23 protein-coding genes are annotated in these 25,848 nt (G+C 65.8%); 12 read left to right on the top strand and 11 right to left on the bottom strand.

The features are described 5' to 3' along the window. Positions 1–127 precede the first annotated feature (127 nt). Positions 128–436 (top strand): antibiotic biosynthesis monooxygenase, encoded by a 309-nt coding sequence (locus tag ASE52_RS11085; RefSeq protein WP_057226142.1) that lies wholly within the window; start codon positions 128–130, stop codon positions 434–436. Positions 437–591: 155 nt separating this feature from the next. Here ASE52_RS11085 and ASE52_RS11080 read toward each other — a convergent pair. Beyond that, positions 592–1,977 (bottom strand): AMP-binding protein (locus tag ASE52_RS11080; protein ID WP_241776979.1); only part of this gene is annotated, 1,386 nt, incomplete at its 3' end. A gap of 286 nt (positions 1,978–2,263) precedes the next feature. Between ASE52_RS11080 and ASE52_RS11075 the strand changes: the two genes are divergently transcribed. From ASE52_RS11075 to ASE52_RS11065, 3 genes are all read left to right on the top strand, one after another. Then, positions 2,264–3,295 (top strand): DUF533 domain-containing protein, encoded by a 1,032-nt coding sequence (locus ASE52_RS11075; RefSeq protein ID WP_057226140.1) that lies wholly within the window; start codon positions 2,264–2,266, stop codon positions 3,293–3,295. 223 nt (positions 3,296–3,518) lie between these two features. After that, positions 3,519–4,862, top strand: a complete 1,344-nt coding sequence (locus ASE52_RS11070; RefSeq protein WP_057226138.1) for an SPOR domain-containing protein — start codon at positions 3,519–3,521, stop codon at positions 4,860–4,862. Positions 4,863–4,994: 132 nt separating this feature from the next. Next, positions 4,995–5,747: an SGNH/GDSL hydrolase family protein gene (locus ASE52_RS11065; protein ID WP_057226136.1), complete on the top strand. Its 753-nt coding sequence runs from the start codon at positions 4,995–4,997 to the stop codon at positions 5,745–5,747. A gap of 25 nt (positions 5,748–5,772) precedes the next feature. Here ASE52_RS11065 and ASE52_RS11060 read toward each other — a convergent pair whose 3' ends face one another. Both ASE52_RS11060 and ASE52_RS11055 read right to left on the bottom strand, forming a co-directional pair. After that, positions 5,773–6,546: an alpha/beta hydrolase gene (locus ASE52_RS11060; RefSeq protein ID WP_057226134.1), complete on the bottom strand. Its 774-nt coding sequence runs from the start codon at positions 6,544–6,546 to the stop codon at positions 5,773–5,775. Positions 6,547–6,561: 15 nt separating this feature from the next. Continuing rightward, the gene (locus ASE52_RS11055; RefSeq protein ID WP_057226132.1) at positions 6,562–7,572 is read right to left on the bottom strand and encodes a M14 family zinc carboxypeptidase; all 1,011 of its coding nucleotides are present in this window, start codon (positions 7,570–7,572) and stop codon (positions 6,562–6,564) included. Positions 7,573–7,856: 284 nt separating this feature from the next. Between ASE52_RS11055 and ASE52_RS26025 the strand changes: the two genes are divergently transcribed. Further along, the gene (locus ASE52_RS26025; RefSeq protein WP_198928099.1) at positions 7,857–8,021 is read left to right on the top strand and encodes a hypothetical protein; all 165 of its coding nucleotides are present in this window, start codon (positions 7,857–7,859) and stop codon (positions 8,019–8,021) included. Between the two features lie 253 nt (positions 8,022–8,274). Then, positions 8,275–8,748, top strand: a complete 474-nt coding sequence (locus ASE52_RS11050) for an HU family DNA-binding protein (RefSeq protein ID WP_057226130.1) — start codon at positions 8,275–8,277, stop codon at positions 8,746–8,748. Between the two features lie 143 nt (positions 8,749–8,891). Here ASE52_RS11050 and ASE52_RS11045 read toward each other — a convergent pair whose 3' ends face one another. The 4 genes from ASE52_RS11045 to ASE52_RS11030 all read right to left on the bottom strand — a co-directional run bounded on the left by ASE52_RS11045 (position 8,892) and on the right by ASE52_RS11030 (position 13,752). Then, on the bottom strand, positions 8,892–10,691 hold the full coding sequence (locus tag ASE52_RS11045; RefSeq protein WP_057226127.1) for a feruloyl-CoA synthase: 1,800 nt from the start codon (positions 10,689–10,691) through the stop codon (positions 8,892–8,894). 154 nt (positions 10,692–10,845) lie between these two features. Beyond that, positions 10,846–11,787: a 3-hydroxyacyl-CoA dehydrogenase NAD-binding domain-containing protein gene (locus ASE52_RS11040; RefSeq protein WP_057226125.1), complete on the bottom strand. Its 942-nt coding sequence runs from the start codon at positions 11,785–11,787 to the stop codon at positions 10,846–10,848. Positions 11,788–11,798: 11 nt separating this feature from the next. Next, the gene (locus ASE52_RS11035) at positions 11,799–12,791 is read right to left on the bottom strand and encodes a Bug family tripartite tricarboxylate transporter substrate binding protein (protein WP_010466539.1); all 993 of its coding nucleotides are present in this window, start codon (positions 12,789–12,791) and stop codon (positions 11,799–11,801) included. A 40-nt stretch (positions 12,792–12,831) separates the two neighbouring features. Then, positions 12,832–13,752, bottom strand: a complete 921-nt coding sequence (locus ASE52_RS11030; protein ID WP_057226123.1) for a 3-keto-5-aminohexanoate cleavage protein — start codon at positions 13,750–13,752, stop codon at positions 12,832–12,834. A gap of 130 nt (positions 13,753–13,882) precedes the next feature. Here ASE52_RS11030 and ASE52_RS11025 point away from each other — a divergent pair, with 130 nt between their 5' ends. After that, positions 13,883–14,575 carry a Crp/Fnr family transcriptional regulator gene (locus ASE52_RS11025; protein ID WP_010466542.1) on the top strand — a complete coding sequence of 231 codons (693 nt, stop codon included), beginning with the start codon at positions 13,883–13,885 and terminating at the stop codon, positions 14,573–14,575. An 81-nt stretch (positions 14,576–14,656) separates the two neighbouring features. Here the strand turns inward: ASE52_RS11025 and ASE52_RS11020 are convergent, their stop codons facing one another. The 4 genes from ASE52_RS11020 to ASE52_RS11005 all read right to left on the bottom strand — a co-directional run bounded on the left by ASE52_RS11020 (position 14,657) and on the right by ASE52_RS11005 (position 19,150). Continuing rightward, entirely contained in the window at positions 14,657–15,484 is an 828-nt protein-coding gene (locus ASE52_RS11020) for an alpha/beta hydrolase (protein ID WP_057226121.1), read from the bottom strand. Beyond that, a complete protein-coding gene (locus tag ASE52_RS11015; RefSeq protein ID WP_057226119.1) occupies positions 15,481–17,031 on the bottom strand; it encodes a benzoate-CoA ligase family protein in 1,551 nt (516 codons plus the stop codon). The genes ASE52_RS11020 and ASE52_RS11015 overlap by 4 nt, the downstream gene beginning before the upstream one ends. 38 nt (positions 17,032–17,069) lie before the next feature. Then, a complete protein-coding gene (locus tag ASE52_RS11010; RefSeq protein ID WP_057226117.1) occupies positions 17,070–18,620 on the bottom strand; it encodes a 3,4-dehydroadipyl-CoA semialdehyde dehydrogenase in 1,551 nt (516 codons plus the stop codon). A 62-nt stretch (positions 18,621–18,682) separates the two neighbouring features. Beyond that, entirely contained in the window at positions 18,683–19,150 is a 468-nt protein-coding gene (locus tag ASE52_RS11005) for a DUF4863 family protein (protein ID WP_057226115.1), read from the bottom strand. A gap of 252 nt (positions 19,151–19,402) precedes the next feature. Here ASE52_RS11005 and ASE52_RS11000 point away from each other — a divergent pair, with 252 nt between their 5' ends. From ASE52_RS11000 to ASE52_RS10980, 5 genes are all read left to right on the top strand, one after another. Continuing rightward, positions 19,403–20,344: a helix-turn-helix transcriptional regulator gene (locus tag ASE52_RS11000; RefSeq protein ID WP_057226113.1), complete on the top strand. Its 942-nt coding sequence runs from the start codon at positions 19,403–19,405 to the stop codon at positions 20,342–20,344. A 165-nt stretch (positions 20,345–20,509) separates the two neighbouring features. After that, positions 20,510–22,174, top strand: coding sequence for a 2,3-epoxybenzoyl-CoA dihydrolase (gene boxC, locus ASE52_RS10995; protein ID WP_057227170.1), 1,665 nt, complete (start codon positions 20,510–20,512; stop codon positions 22,172–22,174). Positions 22,175–22,205: 31 nt separating this feature from the next. Next, entirely contained in the window at positions 22,206–23,633 is a 1,428-nt protein-coding gene (boxB, locus tag ASE52_RS10990) for a benzoyl-CoA 2,3-epoxidase subunit BoxB (protein WP_057226111.1), read from the top strand. A 148-nt stretch (positions 23,634–23,781) separates the two neighbouring features. Beyond that, entirely contained in the window at positions 23,782–25,053 is a 1,272-nt protein-coding gene (gene boxA, locus ASE52_RS10985; protein ID WP_057226109.1) for a benzoyl-CoA 2,3-epoxidase subunit BoxA, read from the top strand. Positions 25,054–25,546: 493 nt separating this feature from the next. Further along, entirely contained in the window at positions 25,547–25,759 is a 213-nt protein-coding gene (locus tag ASE52_RS10980) for a hypothetical protein (RefSeq protein WP_057226107.1), read from the top strand. Positions 25,760–25,848 lie beyond the last annotated feature (89 nt).

Here is a 25,848-nt window from a genome sequence, read left to right as displayed (position 1 = left end):
CCATGCCCAAATCGGCGGGCCGTACGTCGATCTTCCTCCCTGTGCTCCGTGTACTGGTGGGGGATATAGTGCATGGCGGTATGCACTGAGCCAGGCCCTTTGATTCACCATCGCCAAAAGGATCGCAATGACCGCATTTGCACTCATCATCAAGCACAAGACGCTGCCTGGAAAACGCGAGGAGGTCCGAAAAATCTGGGAAAAGCACATGGCACCGGCCATTGCGTCCAACCCAGGCCATACGGCCTACTTCTACTGCTTTGACAATGCCGACCCGGATTCCATCTGCGCATTCCAGCAGTATTCAAGCGTTGAAGCCTCCCAGGACTTTCTGAAAACGAGCATCTACGCCGCGTACCAGAAAGACGTTGAGCCGTTGCTGGCAGGTCCTCCTCAGGTCACGGCACTGACGCCCATCTGGTCCAAAGCGGCCTGACAACTTCGAGCGGGGCGTCCACCCGCCACGCGGGCGGGCACCTGTTGACGCTGACGCTCCTTAGCGCAACCACTCCCGCAGCTCTGTCTTCAACACCTTCCCATAACTGTTCTTTGGCAGCGCCTCCACCCACCGGTACACCTTGGGCCGCTTNNCGTATCCGCGATAGGCGGGCCCCCGCCAGCGACGAGGAAGGCAATCACCACCTCGCCCCATTCCGCATCGCGCAGCCCCACCACGGCGACCTCGTGTACCTGGGGGTGAAGCAGCAGCACCTCTTCGACCTCGCGCGGGTAGATGTTGGAGCCGCCCGAGATGATCACGTCCTTGGATCGGTCCTTGAGCGTGAGGAAGCCGTCGGTATCCAGGCTGCCCGTGTCACCCGTGTACAGCCAGCCGTTACGCAGCGTCTGCGCCGTGGCGGCGGGGTTGTTCCAGTAGCCGGGCATGACGGTATCGCCGCGCACCAGCACCTCGCCGGTCTCGCCGGTGGGTACGCTCTGGCCTTGGGCGTCGACCACGCGCACCTCCACCAGCGACTGCGCCACGCCGACCGAGGCCATGCGGTCGGCCCAGCGGGGATGGGCGGTGTCGGCCAGATTCGCGCGTGACAGCGCGGTGATCGTCATGGGGCTTTCGCCCTGGCCGTAAATCTGCACGAAGCGATCGTTGCCCATCACGGCCATGGCGTTGCGCAGGTCGTCGGCATACATGGGGCCGCCGCCGTAGACGATGGTTTTGAAGCCGGTCACATCTGCGCTGGTGGCCTGCACGTGCTCCACCAGCCGGTGCACCATGGTGGGCGCAGCAAACAGTGTGAGCTGGCCCACCGATGCCGCAAGCTGCACCAGCTCCGCAGGCTCGAAGCCGCCCGACACCGGCACCACGTGCCGCCCGCCGCGCAGCACCTGTGCGTAGTTATAAAGGCCCGCGCCGTGCGACATAGGCGCGGCGTAGACCATGGCGTCGCCGGGCAGCACGTCGTCCACGTCGGTGAAGTAGCAGGCCGTCATGGCCAGCAGGTTGCGGTGGGTCTGCATCACGCCTTTGGGGCGGCCCGTGGTGCCCGATGTGTAGAACAGCGAGGCGACATCCTCGGGTGCGCGGTCACAGACTTCCATGGGTGCGTGTACCACTGCGGCGCGGTATGCGTCGGAGCCGAAGACCAGCAAACCGGCGTCCATCGCCCCCGCCTCCTGCGCGGCAGATGCCAGGGCCTGTGATGCCAACACCACGCGCGCGCCAGAGTCCGCCAGCACGTAGGCCAGCTCCTTGGCATGCAGCTTGTAATTGACGGGCACCGACACCGCCCCGGCCCACACAATGGCGTGCAGCGCCTCCAGATACTCGGGCGCATTGGCGGCATAGATGGCCACACGGTCGCCGGAGGCCACGCCACATTGCACGCGCAGATAGCCCGCCAGGGCGGCGGCGCGAGCGCCCAGGTCGCGGTAGGACCACAGCACCTCGCCCCCCTGCAGCACAGCGGGCTGGCGGGCATGCAGCAAAGCGCTGCGGCGCAGCAGGTGGGCGATGTTCATCGAGTGCACTCCACAACAGAAGTTTTCAGGGTCACCAATCTCCACGGCCGGGGAGACATGCAGGCACTGTAGGCACACGGGGCGCTTGCGCACAGTCGCCCAAATACCCAAGGGAAAACCCCGCCCCGGCCAAGAAGCACCTGGTTACCACGCGCGGCCAATTCCCCACAAGCTGTGGCGTTGAAACGCGGTTGCCTAGACTGCATCTGATCCGCATACGCCGCGACTGGCCCACCCAGGCGAGCGCCCCACCGTTTTCACCCAACGCCTTCGCAGGCAACACCCCATGAACCTGGACCAGCAAAAATCCATCCTCACCATCGCCCTCCTGGCCGCATTTGCAGACGGCAACAAGGACGACGCCGAGCGCGAAGAGATCCGCCGCATTGCCCAGTCGCTCGCGGGCGATGCAGGCATGGCAGACCTCCCGCGCATTTACCAGGACGTGCTGCTCCAGCGCACCAGCGTGCAGGCGGCCGCGCAGGCCTTGAACGAGCCCATGCACCGCCAGCTGGCCTACGAGATGGCCGTGTGCGTGTGTGACGTGGATGGCCGGCAGACGCCTGCGGAGGCGCAGTTCCTGGCCACGCTCAAGACCGCACTGCAGCTGGGTGCACAACAGACCGCAGCCTTTGACCAGGAGGCTGACGCGTTGGTAGACGTGGCCGAGACGGCATCACCCTCTGCCGTGCCTTGGGGCGTGGCAGGCGCGGCCACAAGCGCTGCGGCCTATGCCGCTGCATCGGCGCCGTCGCCCGCATCCGTCCCCGTGCCGGCTGCCGGGCCCGCACCCACCGGCCCCGGCGACGCCGAGCTCGACAAGTCCATCCTGAACTACGCGCTGCTCAACGGTGCACTGGAGCTGCTGCCGCAGTCCTGGGCATCGATGGCCATCATCCCGATGCAGGTGAAGATGGTCTACGGCATCGGCAAGGCGCACGGCGTGGAGCTGGACCAGGGCCACATCAAGGAGTTCATCGCCGCTGCGGGCGTGGGCATGACGTCGCAGTACCTGGAGCAGTTTGGCCGCAAGCTGCTGGGCGGCCTGCTGGGCAAGGTGGCGGGCCGGACCCTCGGTGGACTGGGCGGCGCGGCCACGGGCATGGCGTTTTCATTTGCCACCACCTATGCGCTGGGCCAGGTGGCCAAGCGCTACTACGCTGGCGGCCGGGTGATGAGCACGGCCATGCTGCGCGATACCTTCCAAAGCCTGCTCGGCCCCGCCAAGCAGATGCAGTCGCAGTACCTGCCGCAGATCCAGCAGAAGGCCGCCACGCTGGACGCCGGCAAGATCATGGCCATGGTGCGCGGGACCTGACGTACCACCGCATCTTCAGCAAACGCTATATTTTTAATAGCATTTAGCGCTTTCCAGGTAAGCGCCAGAGGCCATTTTCATCAATATTCGACGGTCTACATCGTGTTGATGGGGTGTGGGCTGGCTCCGGCGGTGCACCCACGGGGTGTGGAGGCGTTGCGCCCGCGCTGTACCCGTGCGCAAACCAGGTGGCGCAAACATCGGCCCATGACAGAATCGGCCCATGCTCGACCACACGGATCCTGTCGCCTCCATCATCCCGGCCATGTCGCTCGACTCACCGTCTGACAACGCCATGACGGCGCTGTCCCGGCTGGCACTGGGGCCCGTGAACACGGCCTACTACATGGCCGTCTTCGAACGCTTTGACAACACGGGCCGCACGACCACCACCTGGAACTGGGCAGCCTGCCTGGCCACCCTCAACTGGATGCTGTTCCGGCAGCTGTGGACTCCCGCGCTGGTCTACCTGGCGGCCGCCGAGGGGCTCGCGCTGATCGTGTACGGCATTGGGCGGACGTTCCTGCAATGGCCGCCGGGCGTGGAACTGGGCGTGCTGGGCGCCTTTGCAATGCTGGCCTTTGCGGTGCCGGGCCTGTATGGCAACGCCATCCTGTATGCCGACATCCGCAAGCGTGTGGCCCGCGCGCTGGCCGCCTCCCGCACGTTGCCCGAGGCCTGTGTGCTGCTGGAGAAGCAGGCCAGCTCACGCAAGCGGCTGCAGGGGCTGGTGCTGGCCAATCTGGTGTTGGTAGCCGCAGCCGCACTGGCGTACCTGGTCTGGGCCCCTTCAGGCACCCAGCCTCTGGCCCTGGAACCCGCCGTGACCGTGGCCCAAGCCACAGCGACGGCCGCATCCCGGCCCAGCCCGGCGGCATCTGCGCCAACGCCAACGCCCGCCGCCACGCCTGCACCCGTACCGGTATCTGCGGAAGCGACCCCGACCCCAGCCGCTCCCTCCACCGCGGCCTCGGCCCCTGCCGCCGCTGCCGCAGTGGCGCCGCCCGCGCTGGCCGCGTCTGCGCCGGTGACCCCCTCCACCACCCAGCCTGCGGCCCCGGTCACCAAAGCACCAAAAGCCCCCGCGCAAGCCAGCACACAGGCGTTGCCCTCCGAGCCCAACGCTCCCGCACAGCCTGCCGCTTCCGCAGCCCCCTCGGTTTCCAAAACACCGACCTCAGCGCCAGCCGCAGCGACACCCAAGCCCGCAGCAAAGGCAACGCCCCCCGCCGAGCCCGCCAGCCGCGCGGCCTCCACACCCAAGGCCAAAACGGCCAAAGCCCCCGCATCGGCCGCTGCGCCAGCCGCCTCCGCCGCCCTGCCCACCGTGGGCACGGCAGCGGGCTACTACATCAACGTGGGGCTCTTTGCCGACGAGGCCAACGCCCGCAAGGCCCAGGCACGGCTGCTCAACGAAGGGCTGCCCGCCTTCCGCCAGGAGCTGAACAACACCAAGGGCCGGCGCATCCGCGTGCGCGTGGGGCCTTACGACAGCCGGGCCCAGGCCGATGCAGCGGCCGAGTCGATCCGTGCGATGGCACTCGAAGCGGTCGTCTTCAAGCAATAGCAGTCCAGGCCACCGAGTCGCCGGCAACGTCGCGCCTGTCCTACGCGTCCCACGGCCTGCCACCGACGCACACAGTCCGTGCCTGCCGGTAGGCTGCAGCAAGGTCCTACTACCCTTGCCGCAGCCCGCCCCATGAAACACCCCTTCCCCGCTTGCGCCGCCCCGTCCCACCGCATGGCGACCGTGGTGGCGATTGCCACAGGCGCACTGATGCTCACGGCATGCGCGCCCTGGCGCATGTGGACTGCCGCTGACTTGGCTCGCGACGCCCAGCCGTACACGGCGCAGCCAGTCGAGCCCGTGCGGCGGGTTCTGGTGGTGGGCGACAGCACGGCAGTGGGCACGGGAGCCAGCATCCCGCTCGAGAGCCTGCCCGGGCGCATCGGCCAGGACCACCCGCAGTGGCGCATCGACAACCTGGCCGCCAACGGAGCACGCTACGCCGACGTGGCAGCCCAGCTGGAGCGGGCGTCTACCGGCTACGACCTGGTGCTGGTGCTCGCCGGTGGCAACGACGTGATCCGATTGACCGCACTGGACACCCTGCGCCCACAGATCGAACAGGTGGTGACCCTGGCCCGACAAAAAGGCCAGCATGTGGTGCTGATGCCCTGTGGCAACGTGGGGCACGCGCCGTTTTTTATTCCCCCGGTTTCTTGGGCCATGTCACGCCGGTCCGAGAGCCTGCACACCATGGTCAAAGGCATCGCGGCCACGCGCCAGGTGCGTTATGTGCGCCTGCTCAAGCCGCGCAACGAAGATCCGTTCGTGGCGCGCAGCAAGACACTGAATGCCGCCGACGGGCTGCACCCCAGCAGCGCCGGCTACCAGGAGTGGTACCGCGAACTGGTGGCACAGGGCGGGCTTGCGGGTCTGGGTGAATGAGCACCTGTGCGGCATCTGCGCCAGCTCACACGGAACCCTCCATCCATGCCCGTACCTGCCCAATGACCCATTGCGCATCATCCAGTGGAAGGTCATGTCCGGCATAGGGGTGCATCCGCAGCGGCACCCCCCAGGCCCCTGCGATGGCCTGCGAGCATTGGCTGGACACCAGCCTGTCGTGCTGGCTGGCCAAGAGCAATATGCGCGGGATTTCCGACACCGGCGCCAGGGGCAGCGCAGCAGGAGCGGTGTAGCGCGCTGCAGCCAGCAACTGGCGCAGGGCGTTGGCAGTCGAAACCGGCCGCTGTCTGCGCAGGGCCACCCAGTCCTCCACCACGGCCCCCTGGACGGAGGCGAGATTGCTGGTCATCCGCAGCACGGCCTGTTCAATGGTTTGCGGGCTGCTCCATGGCAAGGCGCAGCGCAGCACCTGCAGATAGTTGACTGGCCGCAGCCGGTGGTAGAAGGGGCTGAAGGGCCGCAAGCTGGTGTTGATCAACACACACCCCGCCAGCTCTTCAGGCGCCACCCGTGCCCACTCGGTCGCCACCATGGCACCCAGCGACATGGCCAGCACCCTAAACGGTGGCCGCAAGCCCCGCTCGGCCAGCTCGGCGCGGCAGCGCTCCACCATGCCCCGCACGGTAACGGGCGACACCGCCCGGTGCAGCAGGCCATTGCCTGGCAGGTCCTGCGCCACGACGCGGGCACCCGGCAGAGCGCGCTCGAACGCTTCGGCAAACGCCCCCCAGTGCGCTGCCTCGCGCGTGAGGCCCCTGAGCAGAATCCATGGGTGCATGGTGCTCGGCCTCCATCAGTACCAGGCGGCCAACGCCTGCGCCCGGTGGTAGGCGCGCGTTTCCGGAAGCGGCACCCAGCGCTCGTGGCTGCAGGCCGCGCGGGCCAGAAAATCGAGCAGCGACAGATGGCGCCGCAGCACCCGCTGCTGCCGGTGGTTGATGAGCGGGTTGAAGATGCCGTTGCGCGAAAACAGCTGGCGCGGGTTTTTCTTGATCCACAGCCAGGACCCCATCTCCAGCGTGAGCGGCAGGAAGGTGTGCGCGGGCGCCTCGCGGCAGGCCTGCAGGTACAGGTAGTCCCACAGGTCGCCGTGCGCCAGGTACTGGGCGCTTTGCGGCTCGATGATGTACTGGTGGTGGCTGTGGGCCTGCAGAAAGATCTCCTGCAGTGCATGCAGTTCGGCCAGGTGCGCGATGGGCTTGCGCGTGTGGGCAAACGGAAACCACAGGCGGTCCCGGGCGCCAAACCCTGAATGGCAGTCGATGGCGATGCTGAACGGCCGCGCCAGCAGCTCCTGCGCCACCACCTCGCACAGCGCCTGGCTTTCCGCCTCCATGGCATCGCCAGCGCGCCCCCGGTACCAAGGCAGCCCGGCGCTCACCCGCTGCCCACCGATCCAAGGCGGTACCCGGTCGGTGGCATCGACCGGCGCATTGCGCATGAGGTCCACCCCACGCGGATTGGCACGTGTGGCGGCCCACATGCCACCCGGATTGACCACCGGCATGAAGACCAGGCGCATCTGCTCCAGCTGGCGGTGCAGCGTGGTATCCCACTGCAGCCGCATGACCACGTTCTGCAAGTAAGCGATGACCACCTCGGCGCCGATGCGCTCCAGCCCGTGCACGCCCCCGAAGAAACCGATTGCGGGCACGTCCAGCGACGGGTTGCCCAAGCCAATGGCATGGATCGGAAAGCAGTGGCCCGACGCCAGCGGCACCTGCCGAACCACTTGCACCTGCAGATGGGGCGCCCCCAGCTCGATGATTTTTTCGAGCGCCAGCAGCTCGGGCAGGGTGTTCATGGTGGATGGCGATGGCGGCACGGGGCCGCGCAGCAAGGCGATGGACAACGAGCATATCCCCGGCACGCACGCACCAACAGCGCCATCACGCCTCTGTGTGAATTCGGCGAAACGACTCGAAACTGTCACATGACCACGTTACCTTGGCCGCAGACACAACCCTTCGAAGAGGCGCACGATCATGCTCTGGAGATTGCTCGGACTGCAGCGGCTGCTGGATGAACTCTTCGATGCTCCGGGCTGGCCCAGCTTCGATTTACCCAGCACCGACGGATGGGCCCAGTATGAAGACGCAACAACTGCAGCGCAGGACTGAGGTGCACCGTATCGCCCTGCTGTGCGGCACCCTCGGTTGTGCACTGGCCTGGGGTCTGGTGGAGTTGCTGGCGTTGCAGCGCCTGCGCTACCAGCAGTGGCGCCAACGCCACCAGACCCCTGCACACCGCTGATGCAGCAGCAACACGGACGCATGCGTGCATGCGCGCATGCGAGCGCGTGATCGCACGCAGCACACGGCCTTCAGCAGACACCGGCTGCGCGCGGCCCCTCATTGGCGGCGTCTTTCTACAGCCCCATCAGAAGCCTCTGACGCTGGCGGGTCTTCGTTTTTGCACGGTATGCCGCAGACGCACCTAAAATTGCGCACCTTCCCTTCATTGGGGGGAGGCATATTGCAACTCTGAATAAAGAAGAACCACCATCATGGCAACTGCAAAGAAGACTCCAGCGCCCGCAAAGAAGGCCGTCAAGGCGGCAGCACCTGCTGTCGCAAAGAAGGCGGCACCTGCCGCCAAGAAGGTAGCCGCCCCCGCAGCGAAGAAGGCTACCGCACCAGCGGCCAAGCCCGTCGCCGTGGGCGTCAAGCCGATCAAGACCGCGTTCAACAAGACCACGCTGATCGCCCACCTGGCCGAGCAGGCGGGTGTGGAACCCAAGGCCACCAAGGCCGTGCTGGCCGCACTGGAAGCCACCATCCTGGGTTCGGTGCACAAGAAGGGCTCTGGCGAGTTCACCCTGCCCGGCCTCATGAAAATCGGCCTGCAGCAAATCCCCGCCAAGAAGAAGCGCTTCGGCAAAGACCCCTTCACCGGTGAAGAGCGCTGGTTCCCTGCCAAGCCTGCAGCTGTCAAGATCAAGACCCGCGCGCTGAAGAAGCTCAAGGACGCCACGGTCTGATTGCAGCCGTTGCGACGGACGTGACAAGGTGATGCTCCATCACCTTTCCCCCGCAAAGAGGACCCGTTGCCCAAGGCAGTGGGTCCCTTTTTTTTGGAGGGGTGGATAGGTCAAGCCGCAGAAGGCGCCGCCACCGCACCCCATCAGACGGTGATCACGTTGGGGGCAGCAGGGCCGGCATGCAGCAGTTCCACCTCTGCAGCCCGGCGCGAAAGCACCGCCCCCTGGTTGATATAGCCCTTGTCGGTGATTTCCCCAGCCTCTGGGTCGGGCGGCGCCGCCATCACCAGCGCACGCGTGGGGCACTGCGATGAACCTGCGCCGGCACTGCGGCGAACCTGGATCACAGCGCGCAGGGCTTGTTCCAGCCTCGCGCGGTCCGCTGCGCCTGTGGCTGAAGGAAACACCAGCATGCCCACTTCGTCCCGGTTGTGGCCCGTGAGCACGATGTCCTGCACCAGCGGCGCCAGCTCGGACACGAGCTCCACCCGCAGGGTACCTACCGACACCCAGCTCCCGCTGGAAAGCTTGAAGTCCTCGGCCACCCTGCCGTTGAAGACCACGCCACGCTCCGGCCGCGCGGGGTCCACCAGATAGCCCGCATCGCCGATGCGGTAGAAGCCCTGGCTGTCGAACGCTGCCGCAGTCTCGGCGGGCGCGTTGCGATAGCCCGGAAATACCGACACGCCTTTCACCCGCATTTCGAGCTTGCTGCCATTGGGCACCAGCTTGAGCTCCAGCCCAGGCAAAGGTGCGCCAATACAGCCCGCGCCCTCCATGCGCCAGTGCGCGCTGGTCACTGCGGGTGACGTCTCCGTGGAACCCCAGGACGTGGTCAGCCACAGCGGCAGCGCGGGTCGCACACGTGCTGCCACGGCTTCAAGCCGCTGCCAGGTGGAAGGGGCCAGCGCAGCCGCCGCGTAAAACGCCAGGCGCATGCGTGAAAGGACCTCGGTAGCCAACGCTGCATCCGCTTCCAGAAACGGCAGCAGCATGTCAAAACCACGCGGCACGTTGAAAAGCATCGTCGGCTTCACATCGCGCAGATTGCGCACCGTCTTCTCGATGAGCCCAGGCACCGGCCGTCCCTCATCGATGTAGAGCGTGCCCCCATGGCACAGCACCATGTTGAGGTTGTGGTTGCCACCAAAGGTGTGGCTCCAGGGCAGCCAGTCCACCAACACGGGCTTTTCGTGGGCCAGAAACCGCCAAGCCTGGGCAATCATCTGCTGGTTGGCGCACAGCATGCGGTGGGTATTGATGACCACCTTGGGACGGCCTGTCGAGCCCGAAGTCAGCAGGTACTTGGCATGGCCATCCGCATCGATGGCCTGGAACGCCTGCAACACGGCCGGGCTTTCCACGCCCGTCCGCAGGTGCGCAAAAGACAAGGCACCAGGCACCATCTCGGCATGGCGGCTGAAGACCTTCAAGGCATCGGATACGTAGCCCGCCAGGGCGGGCGCGTAGACCGAGGCGTCCGACGCGTAGATCAACGAAGGCTCCAGCACCGCGAGCATGCTGTGCAGGCGGCCCGGGTCCCGGGAGCGTGAATAGGCACTCGACAGCGAACAGGGCGTGATGCCGACATGCATTGCCGCCAGCATGAGCACCGCGTGGTCCACCGCATTGTCGGAAAGGATGGCGATGGGGCGGCCCACAGGCAGTTTCAGGTCCAGCAGCGACTGCGCGACGGCGCCCATGGCCTGGCGCAACTCACCATAGGTCAGAGTGCGCCAGTGCTCGGCATTCTCAGCACGCTCCGCCAGCGCCAGCGCATCGGGTGTCTCTCGCGCCCAACGCTCCACCCACTCGCCGATGCAGCGCGCATAGGCGCCCAGCGCCACGGGAGAACGCAGTGTGAACGAGCCATCGTCCTCGTGGACCAGCATCGTGGCGGACGGTGCTATTTGGCTTTCATCGCCAAGAAATTCGGGGTGCATGGTGTGGGTGGTCTCTCGTGTTCTTGGGGCAACAACAAAAATGGACGACACGGCGCTGGCGAGTGGCGTGGCTGTGCGCAGCAACACTGCCGAAAACGCTGGGTGCACCACGTCGAAAACCCATGCGGCGGGACCGCACGGTGGCATCGCGGATTCAGTCCAGGACGCGGGCGTCCTGCTTGGCACGCAGAAGGTTCACCAGCAAGGTATCGCGTGCAGCCGCCAGCTCCGCGCTGGTTCTCTCACCGATTTCCTGGGCTACGCCATCCGCCACAAGGCGCTGGAGCGCCGGCGTCATCTGCGGAGCACCCAGGTCCTGCCACCAGTCTTCGATGGGGCCGCCGAGGTGTGCCAGCAAATGGGCGATGCCGCCTTCGCCGCCCGACAGGTGCAGGTTCATGAACGGCCCCATCAATGCCCACCGCAGGCCCGGGCCGTGTGCAATGGCGGTATCGATGTCGGTGACACTGGCAACCCCTTCGTTGACCAGATGAAACGCCTCCCGCCACAGCGCAGCCTGCAGGCGGTTGGCAATGTGCCCTTTGATTTCGCGCCGGACATGGATGGGGCGCTTGCCAATGGCTGTGTAGAAATCCATTGCGGTGGCTATCGCCTGGGCCGATGTCATTTCGCCCCCGCCCACCTCCACCAGCGGAATCATGTGCGGGGGGTTGAACGGATGGCCCAGCACCACGCGCTCGGGGTGTTGGCATTGGGCTTGTATGGCCGTAATGGACAGGCCCGAAGAACTGGAAGCCAGGATGGCCTGCGGCGGGGCGGCATCGTCCATCCTTCGCAGCAGATCCGCCTTGAAGTCCAGCCGCTCGGGCCCGTTTTCCTGCACAAAATCAGCTTGCCCCAGGGCGTCCTCCAGCCGGGGGTGAAACTGCAGCCTCGCCATGCTCGCACCCGGCGCAAGTCCCTGCCGTTCCAGCGCCGGCCAGTGCTGGGCCACGGCATCGCGCAGGCGTTTCTCGGCCCCTGGTGCGGGATCGGTGGCATCCACGTCCAGCCCCCGGGCAAGGAAGCAGGCGGCCCAGCTCGCGCCAATGACGCCGGTGGCGACCACCGCCACGCGCTTCACGGAAGAAACCATGTCGGTGCCCTTCAGGACTCTGCCGTGAAGCCGATCTTCTTGACCAGCGGACCCCAGCGGTCGAATTCTGCTTGCTGCGATGCCGCCATTTCAGCCGATGTGGAGCCCCGGGCGATGAGGCCCACCACGGCCAGGCTGTCGATCACGGATTTCTCCTTGATCGCGGCATTGATGGCCGTGTTGGCAGCGGCAACCACGCTGGCAGGTGTCTTGGCGGGTGCATAGAAGCCAAACCATTCCTCGGTGGTGAGCTCGGGGAAGCCTTGTTCCGCAAACGTGGGCACCTCGGGCGAGAACGGTGAGCGAGCCTGCCCGGAGGTCGCGATCAGCCGCAGCTTGCCAGCCTTATGGTTGGGAATGAAGTCGCCGCTCGGGGTCACCATCGAGGCAATCTGCCCGCCGACCACGTCCGTGACACCGGGGATGGACCCTCGGTAGGGCACGTGCTTCAAGTCCACGCCGTTGTTCAGGCCCAGCAGCGCGCCGATGAAATGGGGGGTAGAGCCTGCGGCGGGTGAGCCGTAGTTGGCCTGCCCCGGGTTCGCCTTGGCCCAGGCCAGGAAGTCCTTGACTGTTTTGACCGAGGCCGGGACCAGCGGCCCCACGGCCAGCCCATGGTGCATCACAGCGGCGATGGACACCGGCACGAAGTCCTTCGTCGGGTCGTAGCTGAGTTTGCTGTAGATGTGCGGATAGATGGAGGTGCACGAAAAAGGAGACAGCGTGAGCACGCTGCCATCGGCGGGAGCCCCCTTGAGCGACTCCAGCGCAATGCGGCCGCCTGCACCGGGCTTGTTTTCCACAACGGCTGCATTGCGCGTGTAGGACGAACCGGCAAGCTTCTCGCCCACCCGGCGCGCCACGCTGTCGCCCGCGCTGCCCGCCGGGAAGCCGTAGAAAAATTTGACCTGCTCCAGCGTCTGGGCCATGGCGCTCCAGGGAGCCAGTGCCCCCAGCGCGGTCGCATAACCCAGGTGGTTCATGAATTGGCGGCGTGTCTGCATCATCTGTCTCCTCTTTCTTGGTGGGTGAAATCGCAACAACTCAATCTACGGCAAATGCGGGCCGAACGCTACCGGCACGGGGCAGTCCCATCAGTGCACGGGCTTCTGCAGGGGAGGCGGGCTCCATGTCCAGTTCGCGAATGACGCGCACGATGCGCTCCGTCAACTGCACATTGGTGGCCAGCTCTCCGTGGCGGAAATACAGGTTGTCTTCCAGCCCCACGCGGGCATGCCCGCCCAATAGCAGCGCCGCCACGTTGGCTTCAAGCTGCGAGGGCCCGATGCCACTCACGCAAAAGATGCTGTTGCGCGGCAAGGTGTCCACCATCATCTGCAGGTAGCGCGGCGAGTACGGCATGGCGTTCTGGAAGGCGCGGTGCACGTTCATCACGAGGTTGATGAAATGCGGCCCGTCGTCGTGCCCTTCTTCGATCAGTGTCGTGGTGTCCTGCAGGATGTGCGTGGGGCTGAACACCTCCCACTCGGGCTTGATGCCGCGCGCCTTCATGCCCATTGCCAGCTCGCGCCCTTTGCTGAGCGGGGTGTCCATGAGGATCTCACGGCCGTCAAAGCTCAGGTTCAGGGTGGTGGCATCCAGGGTGCACATTTCGGCCCCCGCATCCATGCCCTTGATGCGCTCTTCCCAGGCGATCTCCCAGCGGTCACCGGACAAGGGCCGCACCATGTCGCCATGCACACCACCGCCGGTGGAATTGTTGATGACGATGTCGCAGCCTTTGGCCCGGATGCGGGTGTTGATGTCACGGTAGATGTCTGCGTTGCAGGTGGCGCCGCCGTCGGGGCGCCGGGCATGGATGGCCACCACGCTGGCCCCTGCGTTCCAGCACCGCTCCACGTCATCGGCAATTTCGCCGGGCTGGGTGGGCAGATGCGGGTTCTGCGACTTGTGGGCCATGCCACCGGTGGGGGCTACGGTGACGATGACTTTGCGCTTGGTCATGGCGTGGACTGGTGGAAAATGGTAAGGCACCCATTATTTTTTTTGGCGCCTGCATACTCAGTCATCGCGATGACATTTGGACTCAGGGTATACGAGGACGCCTTTCTCCTTCACTCCGGAGCCCCACCCCATGCTGGTCAAACTGGCGCCGCCCACGGTTGCCAATCTCCTGAAAACCTCGGCCTGGTTTCCCTTGCTGGACGACAGCGCGCAGCAACGCGTCATGGACGACCTGCGCGAAGTCGAGGTCGCCCAGGGAAGTGCCCTGTGCCGGCGCGGCGATATGCCCATGCACTGGTATGGCGCCATCGAGGGCCTGCTCAAGTGGACGGTGACCTCGGACAACGGGCGCTCGGTCACACTGGGCGGCCTTTCTGCAGGCAGCTGGTTTGGCGAAGGTACCCTGCTGCGCGGCGTGCCGCGCACGGCGGACATCATTGCGCTGCGCCCGAGCCGGGTCGCACTCTTGCCGATGGAGACCTTTCAATGGCTGCACGCCACCCAGCGCAGTTTCGACCACTTCCTGCTGCGCCAGATCAATGAGCGCATGCACTGGTTCCTGGGCAATTTCACGGCCCACCATCTGCTGGACACCGACAGCCAGGTGGCACGGGCGCTGGCGGGCCTTTTCCACCCCTGGCTGCACCCTGGCAGTGACCCCCACCTGCAGGTATCGCAGGAGGAAATCGCCAACCTGTCCGGTGTCTCGCGCCAGCGCTGCAACGCCGCACTGAAGCGCCTGGAGGCTGCGGGCGTACTGCAGATCGAATACGGTGGCATCACCGTGGTGAACTTGGAAGAACTGCGCCGCAGGGTCGATTGAGGCGACGTTCGCGGGGCACGGCATGGAAACCTCAGCCCCCAGGCGAACCGGTGGATCTCAACCGGCAGACCTATCGGAGCTTCATGGCGTTCCGCCCGCAGCCGCCACGAACGCAATCGTCGCTGCGATCACGTCTTCAGGACGATCGCGGTGGGGTGAGTGCGCGCAATCGGGCAGTTCCAGCAACTGCGTTCCAGGCACGCGGGCGGCAATGCCGTGGATCTGGGCCAGCGTGCCGTACTCGTCGTCCAGCCCCTGCACGGCCAGGACGGGCGCGCGCACTGTCGCGAGCTCTGTTTCGATGTTCCACGCGCGGAATGCCGGGTCGAGCCAGATGCGGTTCCAGCCCCAGAAGGCGGAGTCCGGGTCCCCGTGGTAGCGGCCCAGCCTGCCGGGCAGGTCGGTGGTCTGGTAGGCGTCCCGCGCCTGCTCGATGTTCTGGATGGTCACGTCCTCCACAAAGATGTGGGGGGCCAGCACCACCAGGCCGCTGACGCTCTGCGGGAACATCGACGCATACAGCAAGGCAATGGATGCGCCGTCGCTGTGGCCAAAAAGCCAGAGCGGCTCGTCAATGCCCAAAGCCCCAAAGAATGCAGGCAGCACCTCCTGCGCCTGCCGGTGCATGAAGTCCACGCCCCAGGCGTCTTCGGGCGCCCTTGGGGTGGAACGCCCATAGCCAGGCCTTGAGAACACCAGCCCCCGAAAGCCCCCCGCCTCGCACAGCTGGTACGGGAAATCCTTCCACATCGCCACCGATCCCAGCCCTTCGTGCAGGAACACCATCAAGGGCGATGCACGGCGTTCTGGCGCGATCCACTGGTATTCCACCTGTAGCGGCCGGCCTCGCCAATCGATGGCGGCAAATTCGCTGCCCCCGCGTGTACTCCCGCTGACAACGCCGTTCACGCCCGGGCCTCCAGCTCACGCAGCCTGAAACGCTGGATCTTGCCCGTGGCGGTCTTGGGCAGCTCCGGCACAAACTCGATGAAACGCGGGTACTTGTAGGGCGCGAGTTTTTCCTTCACAAAGGCCTTGAGCTCGTCCTGCGTCGCGGCCTTGCCGTCCTTGAGCACCACGAATGCCTTGGTCTTGGTGAGGCCGTCCGCGTCCTGCTTGCCGATCACAGCCGCCTCCAGCACGGCAGTGTGCTGCATCAGCGTGGCCTCGACCTCGAACGGAGAGACATAGATGCCGCTGACCTTGAGCATGTCGTCGCTGCGGCCCGCGTAGGTGTAGTAACCCTCCGCGTCGCGCACGTACTTGTCGCCGCTTTTGGTCCACCCGCCCTGGAAGGTGTCGCGCGTCTTCTCGCGGTTGTTCCAGTACATCAAAGCCGCGCTGGGGCCCCGGATGTAAAGGTCGCCCACCTCGCCATCGGGCACGCTCTGGCCGTCTTCGCCACGCAACTCGACCTCGTAGCCCGGTACGGGCTTGCCGGTGGTGCCATAGCGGATGTCGCCGGGGCGGTTGGACAGGAAGATGTGCAGCATCTCGGTGGAGCCAATGCCATCGATGATGTCGCAGCCAAAGTGCGCCTTGAAGCGCTGCGCAATCTCTGCGGGCAGCGCCTCGCCCGCCGACGAACACATGCGCAGCGCCACCGACGCACGCGCCGGCAGCCGGGGCGATGCGAGCATGCCCGCGAAGCCTGTGGGGGCGCCAAAGAACACCGTAGGCTGGTGGTCCACCCAGCGCTTGAAGGTGGCGTCGGGCGTGGGGCGTTCGGCCATCAGCACCACAGTGGCCCCCACGGACAGAGGGAAGGTGAGCGCATTGCCCAGGCCATAGGCAAAGTACAGCTTGGCCGCTGAGAAACAGATGTCCTGGGGGGTGAGGCCCAGCACGGGCTTGCCATACAGCTCGGCCGTCCACCACAGGTTGCCGTGGGTGTGCACCGTACCCTTGGGCTTGCCTGTGGAGCCCGACGAGTAAAGCCAGAAGCCTGGGTCGTCCGGCCCGGTGAGCGCGGGCACTGCCAACGGCGATGCACTGTTCAGGGCAGCCTCCATATCTCGGGCGCCCGCGTGCAGCTTGCCCACCGGCAGCGATACCAGCAGCGTGCCCACTTCGTGGGGGCCGCGCGCCATGGCCCCGGACAGAATGGGCAACAAGGCCCCCGACACCAGCGCCGCCTGCGCCCGGCTGTGCGCGAGCATGTACGCATAGTCATCCGCCGTCAGCAAGGTATTGACGGCCACCGGCACAGCCCCTGCGTACAGGCAGCCCAGAAAGCAAACCGGCCAGTCGCTGGTGTCGTGCATCAGCAGCAGCACACGCTCTTCGCGCCGCACCCCTGCCTCCACCAACACGCTCGCAAGCCGCCGGGCACGGTCTTCGAGATCGCCATAGCTCAGGCGGCCCCGGTCGTCGATGTAGGCCGTGCGCTCAGCGTGCGCCCGGTTCATGTGGAACAGATGCTCCGCGAAATTGAACCGCTCTGGCAGGCTAGTCATGGGGATATCTCCGTGTTGTTCTGGGGGATTCGCAGGCATCAAAGACCGAGCAATGCCAGCACACCCGGGCTGGCCTGCACGGCACTGCGCTGGTGGTAAAAGTCGAGCGCACGCAGGCCACCCAGCTCTGCACCGCCGCCGGCACGCCCTGGACCACCATGCTGCGACATGGGCATCACATTGCCGTGCCCTGTGTGGGCCTGTGCCACATCGGGTGTGACCACATGCACGCGCCCGTGGCTGGCAGCCAGCTGAACGGCCGCATCCGCCAGGGCTGCCTCGTCAGCGCCAAAAAGCGAGGTCACCAGCGAACCCTGGCCCCGGTGCGCCAAGGCCAGGCCATGGTCCATATCGCGATAGGGCAGCAGCGTGGCGACGGGGCCGAATACTTCCATGTCATGCACAGCAGATGCCGCGTCGGCATCGCGCGCGCCCAGCAGCACCGGACCCATGCAGGCCGCCACGGCAGGGTCTGCATCCACCAGCGGCCGGGCACGGCCGTCGTGCAGCATGTCGGTGTGGGCGCCCAATGTGGCCAGGCCTTCGCGCACCGCGCGCAGCTGCGCAGCGCTGACCAAGGAGCCCATGCGCACGCTCTCGTTGCGCGGGTTGCCCACGCTGATACCTGCGAGCTTGGCACCGATGGCTTCGGCCGCAGCGTCATACACCGCAGCGGGCACCAGGATACGGCGGATCGCCGTGCATTTCTGCCCGGACTTGACCGTCATCTCGCGCACCACCTCGCGCACCAGCAGGTTGAAGGCATCACTGCCCACGGTGGCGTCGGGCAGCAAGAGGGCCGAGTTGAGGCTGTCGGCCTCGATGTTGGCCCGCACCGAGCGGTGCGCCACGGCCGGGTGCGACCGGATGACGCCCGCAGTTTCCGCAGAGCCCGTGAAAGAGACCATGTCGAAAGGCTGCAGCTGGTCCATCAAACCCGCCGAGCTGCCTGCGATGACCGACAGCGCCCCCACAGGCAACACCCCCGCGTCGATCACATCCTTCACCATGCGCTGCGTGAGCCAGGCCGTGGCGGTGGCGGGCTTCACGATCACCGGGACACCAGACAGCAGTGCGGGCGCCGCCTTTTCCCACAGCCCCCAGGCCGGAAAGTTGAAGGCATTGATGAACAGCGCCACGCCGCGCGCCGGCACCTGCAGGTGCTGCGACAAAAAGGCCGGCTCCTTGCCCAGCTTGACCGCGTCGCCATCGCGCAGCGCCCGCACGTCGCCCAGCGCATCGCCCCACCGGGCGTACTGGCCCAGGGTAAAGATGCCACCGTCAATGTCCACCGCCGAATCGTTCTTCACCGTGCCAGCGTTGGCGGTTGCAATGTCGTAGTAGCTGTCACGGTGTGCCTGCAACACCTTCACCACGGCGGCCAACAGGGCAGCGCGCTCGCGGTAGGTCATGGCCCGCAAGGCGGCACCGCCCCGGTCCCGGGCAAAGGCGAAGGCTTCCCGCAGATCCAGCCCGGTGCAATCGACGCGCACCAGCGCATCGCCCAACACCGGGTCGCAGAGCACCGTGCCCGGGCCGTTTCCGGTTTGCCAACGGCCAGCGGCAAAGTTGGCCAGGAGTTCAGTCATGCAGGTCTTTCTAAAAATAGGGGATAGGCAAAACGGGTCGGCGCCGGAATGGAGGGTCCGCTTCAGCGCGTGAACTGGATCTGCCCTTCCGGCAGCAGATAGAGCACCAATGCACGCCCTTGGGCCACCGTGGGGCGGTGGGCGCTGCCCGGTGGATAGACGCACCACCCAGCAGGATGCCCGTCAAAGGTGGCTCCGCCCGTGAGTGGCATGATCAAATCGATTTCCCCCAGGGGATGGCTATGGTGGGGGCCCGCAATGTCCTGCATATCCACCACATCCACGGAAAAGCGGTGCAGCGCATCGTCGGCCTTGAAGACGCGGCCGTAACGGATGCCACCGCCCTCCCGGTCGCACAGCCAACCCTCTTCCACGCCCACCACACAGGCCGCCTTGAGCCTTGCGTAGGCCGTGCTGGCAGGTCCGTGGGTCTGGTTGAGCCAGTCCTGCAGTTCTGAATCCAGGGGCCGCCCGGCGATCTGCGCGGTCAGATCCACCAGGGCTTGATGAAATGCGGCTTTGTGGGGCATGGCTTCTCGTGGGGCTAGGAAAATGGGGGCCTGCGCACCTTTTTGATCTGTATCCTTGTGGATTTTGCAGATGTGCAGTATTTTGCTTGCACATGAACAATAGGTAATGATTGAATGAATGTCAAGCACTATAGTGCATGAATTTTATTTGACCCAAGTGGTGCAGAAGCGCCTTGGTGAGGAGCCCCCGAACGTGCCCCACCCGCCGATACCCGCCAATGGGCTGTAAGAACCTGTTCCAAGAAAGATGGCATGAACGAACAAGAAGACGCAGAAACCGCGCTCTCCACGCCTGCCGAGAACATGCTGGGTGCTACGGAAGAAGCCAAGAACCCTCTGCTCGTCGCCCTGGGCGAGCGCGTGCGCAACCTGCGCGCGCAGCGCGGCCTCACGCGCAAGGCCGTCGCGGTGGCGGCCGACGTGTCCGAGCGGCACCTGGCCAACCTCGAATACGGCACCGGCAACGCGTCCATCCTGGTGCTTCAGCAAGTGGCTGGCGCCCTGCACTGCCCGCTGGCTGAGCTGGTGGGCGACTTCACCACACGCTCGCCCGAATGGCTACTGATCCGCGAGCTGCTGGAGCACCGCAGCGAACCCGACCTGCGCCGCGCGCGGCTGGCGCTGCACGAACTGCTGAGTGGCGGCGGCAGCGACACGGCACGCCACCGGCGCATCGCACTCGTCGGATTGCGGGGTGCGGGCAAGTCCACACTGGGGCCCTTGCTGGCGCGCGACCTGGACGTGCCCTTTATTGAGCTGAGCCGCGAGATCGAAACCCTGGCGGGCTGCAGCGTGCGGGAAATCCACGACCTGTACGGCACCACGGCCTACCGCCGCTACGAACGCCGCGCACTGGAAGAAACCGTGCAGATCCACAGCGAAGTGGTGATCGCCACACCCGGCGGCATCGTCTCGGACCCCGCCACCTTCAACGAACTGCTGGCGCACTGCACCACCGTGTGGCTGCGCGCCGCGCCCGAGGAACACATGGGGCGCGTGCTGGCCCAGGGCGACATGCGCCCCATGGCCGCCAGCAAGGAGGCCATGGACGACCTGCGCCGCATCCTGGAAGGCCGCGCGGCCTTCTATTCCAAAGCCGACCTCACCATCGACACCTCCGGAAGCAGCCTGGAAGACAGCCTGCAGCAACTGCGCACCGGGGTGCGCAAACTGATGACCACCCGACCAGGCTGACGCCCTTCTACAGGGCCCCGGGCTTGGAGCCCCAACAGGGGGCACCCAAAAAAATCTGCAAAAAACAGCCACATGCATTGACACGCCCAACAACATGCATGATGATGCACATCAATCAATCGATTTATGCATTATTATTCCTGTTAGCAGATGGATGGAGACCCCATGACCACACCAGCCCCCACCCGCGTGGACTACCGCACCGACCCCACCCAATACCGCCACTGGACACTGGCGGTGGAGGGCTCTGTGGCGCGCCTTTCGCTCGACATTGCCGAAGACGGCGGCATCCGCCCCGGCTACAAGCTCAAGCTCAACAGCTACGACCTGGGCGTGGACATCGAGCTGCACGACGCGCTCAACCGCGTGCGCTTCGAGCACCCGGGCGTGCGCACCGTCATCGTCACCAGCGCCAAGGACCGCATCTTCTGCTCGGGCGCCAACATCTTCATGCTGGGTGTCTCCAGCCACGCCTGGAAGGTGAACTTCTGCAAGTTCACCAACGAGACCCGCAACGGCATCGAGGACTCGTCCAAGCACTCGGGCCTGAAATTTGTCGCCGCCGTGAACGGCGCCTGCGCGGGCGGCGGCTACGAGCTGGCCCTGGCCTGCGACGAGATCGTGCTGGTGGACGACCGCTCGTCGGCCGTGTCGCTGCCTGAAGTGCCGCTCCTGGGCGTGCTGCCCGGCACCGGCGGCCTGACCCGCGTGACCGACAAGCGCCATGTGCGCCACGACCTGGCCGACATCTTCTGCACCAGCGTGGAAGGCGTGCGCGGCCAGCGCGCGGTGGACTGGCGCCTGGTGGACCGCATCGCCAAGCCCGCACAGTTCGCGGCCACCGTGAATGAAACCGCTGCACGGCTGGCCGAAGGCAGTCCCCGACCCACCAGCGCACAGGGCGTGGCCCTGACCCGCGTGGAGCGCGAAGAAAGCGCCGACAGCCTGCGCTACGCCCATGTCAGCGTCGACATCGACCGCACCCGCCGCACAGCCACGCTCACGCTGAAGGCGCCCACCGGCGCGCAACCCACGGACATCGCCGGCATCGAGTCTGCGGGCGCCGCCTGGTGGCCGCTGGCCTTGGCACGCCAACTGGACGACGCCATCCTGAACCTGCGCACCAACGAACTCGACATCGGCACCTGGCTGCTCAAGACCGAGGGCGACGCCCAGGCCGTGCTGGCCAGCGACGCCACGCTGATCGCCCACCAGGACCACTGGCTGGTGCGCGAGACCATCGGCGCACTGCGCCGCACGTTCGCGCGGCTGGATGTGTCCTCGCGCAGCCTGTTCGCGCTGGTGGAGTCGGGCTCGGCCTTCGCGGGATCGCTGGCCGAACTGGCATTGGCCGCCGACCGCACCTACATGCTGGCCCTGCCCGACGACGCCGAGCGTGCACCCAAGCTCACGCTCAACGAGTTCAACTTCGGGCTGCTGCCGATGGTGAACGACCAAAGCCGCCTGCAGCGCCGCTTCTACGAAGAAGCCGCCCCGCTGGAAGCCGCGCGCGCTGCGGCCGGCACGCCACTGGATGCGGACGCCGCGCTGGCCCTGGGCCTGGTGACCGCCTCCCCGGACGACATCGACTGGGACGACGAGATCCGCATCGCCATCGAGGAGCGCGCCGCGATGTCGCCCGACTCGCTCACCGGGCTGGAGGCCAACCTGCGCTTTGCCAGCAAGGAGAACATGAACACCCGCATCTTCGGCCGCCTGACTGCCTGGCAGAACTGGATCTTCAACCGCCCGAACGCCGTGGGCGACAAGGGTGCGCTCAAGGTCTACGGCACCGGCGAGAAGGCCGGCTTCGATTTGAACCGCGTCTGACCCCGCCGCCCCAACCATCCAAGGAGCAACGATGAGCACGATCAACTACAGCGAGAAGATCCCCAACAACGTCAACCTCGGCGAAGACCGCACGCTGCAGCGCGCGCTCGAAGGCTGGCAGCCCAACTTCATCAACTGGTGGGACGACGTGGGCCCCGAGGGCTCGACCGACCACGAGGTCTACCTGCGCACCGCCGTGAGCGTGGACCCGCAGGGCTGGGCACAGTTCGGCCACGTGAAGATGCGCGACTACCGCTGGGGCATCTTCCTGAACCCGGGTGACGCCAACCGCGAGATCCATTTTGGCGACCACAAGGGCGAGAAGGCCTGGCAGGACGTGCCCGGCGAGCACCGCGCCAACCTGCGCCGCATCATCGTGACGCAGGGCGACACCGAGCCCGCGTCGGTGGAGCAGCAGCGCCACCTGGGCCTCACCGCGCCCAGCATGTACGACCTGCGCAACCTGTTCCAGATCAATGTGGAAGAAGGCCGCCACCTGTGGGCCATGGTGTATTTGCTGCACAAGCACTTCGGCCGCGACGGACGCGAGGAGGCCGAGGCGCTGCTGCAGCGCACCTCGGGCGACGTGGACAACCCGCGCATCCTGGGCGCCTTCAATGAAAAAACGCCCGACTGGCTGGCGTTCTTCATGTTCACCTACTTCACCGACCGCGACGGCAAGTTCCAGCTCTCGGCCCTGGCCGAAAGCGCGTTCGACCCGCTGGCCCGCACCACCAAGTTCATGCTGACCGAGGAAGCCCACCACATGTTCGTGGGCGAGTCCGGCGTCTCGCGCGTGCTGGCGCGCACCGCGCAGGTGATGAACGAGCTGAAAACCGACGACCCCGCCAAGGTGCGCGCCGCCGGTGCCATCGACCTGGGCACGGTGCAGCGCTACCTGAACTTCCACTACAGCGTCACCATCGACCTGTTCGGCGCCGACCAGTCGAGCAACGCGGCCATCTTCTACAGCTCGGGCCTCAAGGGCCGCTACGAAGAAGGCAAGCGCACCGACGACCACATCCTCAAAGGGCAGACCTACAAGGTGCTGGAGGTCAAGGACGGCCAGCTGCTGGAAAAGGACGTGCCCATGCTCAACGCCCTGAACGAAGTGCTGCGCGACGACTTCATCAAGGACTCGATGGCCGGCGTGGGCCGCTGGAACAAGGTGCTGGAAAAAGCCGGCATCCCCACGCGCCTGTCGGTGCCGCACAAGGCCTTCAACCGCCAGATCGGTGCGCTGGCCGGCATCAAGATGTCGCCCGACGGCCGCGTGGTGAGCGACGTGGAATGGGCAGCCCGCAAGGCCGAGTGGCTGCCCACCCCGGAGGACTTTGCCTTTGTCGCGTCGCTGATGGGCCGTGTGGTGGAGCCCGGCAAGTTTGCGGGCTGGATCGCGCCGCCGGTCATGGGCATCAACCGCCAGCCGGTCGACTTCGAATACGTCCGCTTCGGCTGATCCGCCCACCCCCCAACACGCCACCGAAACCCCGCTGCCCCACGGCGGGGCCCCATGGGCCGGGGACCCCACGTATTTGCCGATAGCGCACCCCGCCCGCCTCCCGGTACAAACCACGTCACTACCGCGAGGCCTTCAGGAGAACACCATGGACATGGCCGTCGACGCCGCCGTCATCAAGCAGCACCTGATCGACCCCGAGATCTGCATCCGCTGCAACACCTGCGAGGCGACCTGCCCGGTGGGCGCCATCACGCACGACGACAACAACTACGTCGTGCGGGCGGATGTGTGCAACGGCTGCATGGCCTGCATCTCGCCCTGCCCCACGGGCTCCATCGACAACTGGCGCACCATGCCGCTGGCACGTGCCTACAGCATCGAAGAACAGCTCACCTGGGAAGAGCTGCCGCCCGAACTCACGCCCGATGAACTGGCCGCCGAGGGCGTAGCGCCCTCCACCGGGGATGCAGCGCAACCGTCCGCACCTGCGGCGGCCGTGGAGCCTGGCACGCAGGTGTTTCGTTCTGCCCAGTACGGCGCCACGGTACCGCCCTGGTCAGCCGCACACCCCTACACCAACCTGTTCCCCCCCAGGAGCCCCACCACCGCCACCGTGGTGGGCAACTTCAACTGCACCGAGGCGGGCTTTGAGAGCGAGACCCACCACGTGGTGCTCGACTTCGGAAGCATGCCGTTCCCGGTGCTGGAGGGGCAGTCTATCGGCATCATCCCGCCCGGCACCGACGCGCTCGGCAAGGCGCACCACGCGCGCCAGTACTCCATTGCCAGCCCGCGCAACGGGGAGCGGCCCGGCTACAACAACCTGGCGCTGACCGTGAAGCGCGTAACCACCGACCACGACGGCAACCCCGTGCGCGGCATCGCGTCCAACTACATCTGCGACCTGAGGGTGGGCGACCAGGTGCAGGTGGTGGGGCCGTTCGGCAGCTCGTTCCTCATGCCCAACCACCCGCGCTCGCACATCGTGATGATCTGCACCGGTACCGGCAGCGCGCCCATGCGCGCGATGACCGAGTGGCGCCGGCGCCTGCGCAACAGCGGCAAGTTCGAGGGCGGCAAGCTGATGCTGTTCTTCGGCGCGCGCACCCAGCAGGAGCTGCCATACTTTGGCCCGCTGCAAAACCTGCCCAAGGATTTCATCGACATCAATCTGGCGTTCTCGCGCACGGCCGGGAAACCCAAACGTTATGTGCAGGACCTGATGCGCGAACGCGCTGCCGACCTGGCCGCGCTGCTGCGCGACGACAGCAGCCACTTCTATGTGTGTGGCCTCAAGAGCATGGAAGAAGGCGTGGTGATCGCCCTGCGCGACATCGCCAGCGAAGCAGGCCTGGATTGGGACGCAGTGGGCGCGGCCCTCCAGCGCGAAGGACGGTTGCACCTGGAGACCTACTGACCCGCAACGCTGCCGGCCCGTGGGCTGACGGCAATGGAAGCAGGCTTGGCGTGGTGTGCCTCCAGCTTGGTGGGATTGCGCACAAAATTTTTAGGGGAATGAGGCCCTAGCGCTTGATGGATAAGCGCAATAAGCTATTATTTTTATAGCATACAAGTTTGCACCGCGCCCGCTGCGGTTGGGAAAAGTCGGGGGAAGAATGCCTCTTCCCCATCCCCAAAACGACGCACTTTCCTCCACGCACCACGCCCTCCCTGCCAAGACAGGGCACTGCACTGCGCCGGCGGCGTCCAGAAAGATCTCACGCTCCGCACACTTTTGCGCGCCTTGCAAGATGCTGAAACATGGCGTGCGTCTGCTTACGGCAGGTGGAAATAAGCCGACCCCCCTATAGGACAGGGACTACAGAAATTGTGCTGGTGCATTTTGAGAATGAATTCACACACGGCCCCCGTGTGCATATTTTTCCTCTTTCTTTCACCAGGAGATATCCATGTCCAGCAACAACCCCCAAGGCCAGAACCAGCACACTGACAACAGCGACTCCCAGCGCAAGAACCAGGGCAGCCGCCAGGCCGAGCAGAGCACCGACCCATCCAGCAACCGCCAGCAGGGGCAGACCGACCGTTCGGGTTCCAGCGGCAACCAGGGAAACCGTGAGCAGCACGAAGATTCTTCCCGCCGTACTCCCCAGAACCAGCGCTGATCCGCTGGCCGGTGCCATGCCGCGAGACTGACACAGGCTACAGGAGGAGCGCACGCCGAACTGCAAGCCGGTGATTTCACATCCTCCTT

This window comes from Acidovorax sp. Root275 (assembly GCF_001428965.1).
In the GTDB taxonomy this organism is placed as follows: Bacteria; Pseudomonadota; Gammaproteobacteria; order Burkholderiales; family Burkholderiaceae_C; genus Acidovorax; species Acidovorax radicis.
The sequence above is the reverse complement of the archived record's forward strand: the minus strand, read 5'-3'. Positions and strand labels throughout refer to the sequence as shown.

Bases quoted from the DNA above. Each gene is read 5' to 3' on its own strand.
- ASE52_RS11085 (WP_057226142.1), top strand. From the start codon at position 128: ATGACCGCATTTGCACTCATCATCAAGCACAAGACGCTGCCTGGAAAA.
- ASE52_RS11075 (WP_057226140.1), top strand. From the start codon at position 2,264: ATGAACCTGGACCAGCAAAAATCCATCCTCACCATCGCCCTCCTGGCC.
- ASE52_RS11070 (WP_057226138.1), top strand. From the start codon at position 3,519: ATGCTCGACCACACGGATCCTGTCGCCTCCATCATCCCGGCCATGTCG.
- ASE52_RS11065 (WP_057226136.1), top strand. From the start codon at position 4,995: ATGAAACACCCCTTCCCCGCTTGCGCCGCCCCGTCCCACCGCATGGCG.
- ASE52_RS11060 (WP_057226134.1), bottom strand. From the start codon at position 6,546: ATGCACCCATGGATTCTGCTCAGGGGCCTCACGCGCGAGGCAGCGCAC.
- ASE52_RS11055 (WP_057226132.1), bottom strand. From the start codon at position 7,572: ATGAACACCCTGCCCGAGCTGCTGGCGCTCGAAAAAATCATCGAGCTG.
- ASE52_RS26025 (WP_198928099.1), top strand. From the start codon at position 7,857: ATGAAGACGCAACAACTGCAGCGCAGGACTGAGGTGCACCGTATCGCC.
- ASE52_RS11050 (WP_057226130.1), top strand. From the start codon at position 8,275: ATGGCAACTGCAAAGAAGACTCCAGCGCCCGCAAAGAAGGCCGTCAAG.
- ASE52_RS11045 (WP_057226127.1), bottom strand. From the start codon at position 10,691: ATGCACCCCGAATTTCTTGGCGATGAAAGCCAAATAGCACCGTCCGCC.
- ASE52_RS11040 (WP_057226125.1), bottom strand. From the start codon at position 11,787: ATGGTTTCTTCCGTGAAGCGCGTGGCGGTGGTCGCCACCGGCGTCATT.
- ASE52_RS11035 (WP_010466539.1), bottom strand. From the start codon at position 12,791: ATGCAGACACGCCGCCAATTCATGAACCACCTGGGTTATGCGACCGCG.
- ASE52_RS11030 (WP_057226123.1), bottom strand. From the start codon at position 13,752: ATGACCAAGCGCAAAGTCATCGTCACCGTAGCCCCCACCGGTGGCATG.
- ASE52_RS11025 (WP_010466542.1), top strand. From the start codon at position 13,883: ATGCTGGTCAAACTGGCGCCGCCCACGGTTGCCAATCTCCTGAAAACC.
- ASE52_RS11015 (WP_057226119.1), bottom strand. From the start codon at position 17,031: ATGACTAGCCTGCCAGAGCGGTTCAATTTCGCGGAGCATCTGTTCCAC.
- ASE52_RS11010 (WP_057226117.1), bottom strand. From the start codon at position 18,620: ATGACTGAACTCCTGGCCAACTTTGCCGCTGGCCGTTGGCAAACCGGA.
- ASE52_RS11005 (WP_057226115.1), bottom strand. From the start codon at position 19,150: ATGCCCCACAAAGCCGCATTTCATCAAGCCCTGGTGGATCTGACCGCG.
- ASE52_RS11000 (WP_057226113.1), top strand. From the start codon at position 19,403: ATGAACGAACAAGAAGACGCAGAAACCGCGCTCTCCACGCCTGCCGAG.
- boxC (WP_057227170.1), top strand. From the start codon at position 20,510: ATGACCACACCAGCCCCCACCCGCGTGGACTACCGCACCGACCCCACC.
- boxB (WP_057226111.1), top strand. From the start codon at position 22,206: ATGAGCACGATCAACTACAGCGAGAAGATCCCCAACAACGTCAACCTC.
- boxA (WP_057226109.1), top strand. From the start codon at position 23,782: ATGGACATGGCCGTCGACGCCGCCGTCATCAAGCAGCACCTGATCGAC.
- ASE52_RS10980 (WP_057226107.1), top strand. From the start codon at position 25,547: ATGTCCAGCAACAACCCCCAAGGCCAGAACCAGCACACTGACAACAGC.